The sequence below is a fragment of the Allosphingosinicella sp. genome (assembly GCF_036387215.1).
Classification (GTDB): Bacteria; Pseudomonadota; Alphaproteobacteria; order Sphingomonadales; family Sphingomonadaceae; genus Allosphingosinicella.
In genome coordinates, this window is record NZ_DASVUE010000269.1 from 1 (window position 1) to 2377 (window position 2377).

At 65.6% G+C, this 2377-nt stretch carries 2 protein-coding genes and 1 pseudogene; all 3 read left to right on the forward strand.

The window, feature by feature from the left end; translation table 11 throughout:
• On the forward strand, positions 1-718 hold a 718-nt coding region (locus VF662_RS10890), incomplete at its 5' end, for an alpha-ketoacid dehydrogenase subunit beta (RefSeq protein WP_464140989.1).
• A gap of 155 nt (positions 719-873) precedes the next feature.
• The gene (locus VF662_RS10895; RefSeq protein WP_464140991.1) at positions 874-2091 is read left to right on the forward strand and encodes a dihydrolipoamide acetyltransferase family protein; all 1218 of its coding nucleotides are present in this window, start codon (positions 874-876) and stop codon (positions 2089-2091) included.
• A 34-nt stretch (positions 2092-2125) separates the two neighbouring features.
• Positions 2126-2377 (forward strand): annotated as a pseudogene (locus VF662_RS10900) (formate/nitrite transporter family protein); the annotation flags it as partial.

Here is a 2377-nt window from a genome sequence, read left to right on the forward strand (position 1 = left end):
CAAATATGCCGAGCCGGCGCTCGAGCAGATCAACGATTGCGGCACCATGCGCTGGCGGACGAACAACCGCTTCGCCGCGCCGATGGTGCTGCGCATTCCCGGCGGCTTCTTCAAGGTCGGCGATCCCTGGCACAGCCAGACCAACGAAGTGCAGTTCGTGCACAATCCGGGCTGGCTGGTGGCGGTGCCCTCCAACGCGGAGGATGCGGTCGGTCTGCTCCGGGCGGGGCTTCGCGGCAACGATCCGGTGATCTTCTTCGAGCACCGCTCGATGCTCGACGATGCCTGGGCGCGGCGGCCCTATCCGGGCGACGATTACGTGCTTCCATTCGGCCGCGCGAAGAAGACGAAGCAGGGCGACGACATCACCATCGTTACCTGGGGCGCAATGGTCCCGCGCTGCGAGGAGGCGGCGAAGGATTTCTCCGCCGACGTGATCGACCTTCGAACGCTGATGCCGTGGGACAAGGAGATGGTCCTGGAAAGCGTCCGCCGAACGCGCCGCTGCCTGATCGTCCACGAGGATCTCAAGACCGGCGGCTTCGGCGCCGAGATTGCCGCGGTGGTGGCTGACGAGGCGTTCCTCGATCTCGACGCTCCGGTGGCGCGTGTGACGATGCCGGACATCCCCAGCCCGCACAATTCGGTGCTGCTCAATTGGGCGGTGCCGAGCGTGGATCGCATTCGCGCCAAGATCGACGAACTGGTGGGGTTTTAGATGCTAAGCCTTGGGCGGTCCGAGATTCCCTCTCCCCTGCGGGGAGAGGGTAGGGTGAGGGGGAGCGAGCGTTCAGCGAGCGTCGTGACTCTGAGAATAATCTCCAGCGCCGAACACCCTCACCCAACCCTCTCCCTCAAGGGAGAGGGCTTGTCATGATCGACGTCATCGTACCCCTGGAGCAGGAAGGCACGCAGGCGGTGGTGCGGGCGTGGCTGAAGCAGGTCGGCGACCGGGTGGAGGTGAACGATCCGCTGGTGGAGCTGGAGACCGACAAGGTTGCGGTGGAAGTGCCGGCGCCGGTGGCGGGGGTGCTTCGGGAGATATTGCTGCACTCGGACGACGAGGCGAAGCCGGGGGCGGTGCTGGCTCGGATTGCTGCGGTGGCGGATGTGGCTGAAGCAGTTGCAGAGTCCGCTCGTCCCGAGCGAAGTCGAGGGGCGCCTGCACAGCCGCCGGAGCCACGCCCCTCGACTTCGCTCGGGACGAGCGAGGTGCGTAACAGTGAACTGCGCCTCTCGCCCGCCGTGAAGCGAGCGCTTCTGCAGCACAATCTGGATCCCAAGCAGATCGAGGGCACGGGGCGCGACGGGCGCATCACGCGCGCTGACGTGGATCGTGCTGTGGAGGCTGGGGCGAAGGCGCCCGCACCCTCACCGAGCGACACCGGCATCGCCTCGCACTCGATCCCGCACGATCGCATGCGGCTCAAGATCGCCGAGAACATGCTGAATTCGGTGACCGAGGCACCACACGTCACCGCAATGTTCGAGGCGGATTTCAGCGCGATCATGCGGCACCGCGCGGCCCACAAGGATAAATGGGCGAAGCAGGGCGTGAAGCTCACCTACACCGCTTATATCGTCGCCGCCTGCATCGAAGCGATGAAGGTCGCGCCGGCGATCAACAGCCGCTGGCACGAGGACCGGCTGGAGATCTTCGACGACATCAACATCGGTGTCGGCACCGCGCTCGGAAACAAGGGCCTGATCGTGCCCGTGCTCCACCAGGCGCAGCGGCTTTCGCTTCAGGGCGTTGCCGCCGGATTGGACGAGCTCGTCGAAAGGGCACGCGCCGAGAAGCTGACGGCGCAGGACGTGAAGGGCGGCACTTTCACCATCTCGAACCATGGCGTCTCGGGATCCTTGTTCGCCTCGCCGATCATCATCAACCAGCCGCAATCGGCAATCCTCGGCGTCGGCAAGCTGGAGAAGCGCGTGGTGGTGCGGGAGGTCGACGGCGTCGATTCTATCCAGATCCGGCCGATGGCCTACGTTTCGCTCACAATCGACCACCGCGTCGTTGACGGTCACCAGACCAATGGCTGGCTGAGCCGCTTCGTCGAGGTGCTGGAGACCTGGCCGGAAGATTAGGAACCGAGCGGGGCCGCCCGATGTTGCCGCTGACATGGCCGATGAATCTCTCCAGCTGACCGAAGCCGAAGAGCAGGAGATCGAGGAGCGCAGCCCGCCCGAGGCTCGGATCGTCCATGCCGCTGTCAGCAAGCAGGGCGAGGACGAGCTTCAGCGGCCGATCTCCTCTCTCTTCTGGTCCGGGGTGGCGGCGGGTTTCGCGATCATGGCGTCCGTCACGGCGCAGGCGGCGCTGCACAAGGGGCTCCCGGACGCGCCATGGCGCGAGACGGTGTCGTCGCTCGGC

Excerpts from the sequence above, each read along its gene's own strand:
- VF662_RS10895 (WP_464140991.1), top strand. The coding sequence starts at position 874 with ATGATCGACGTCATCGTACCCCTGGAGCAGGAAGGCACGCAGGCGGTG.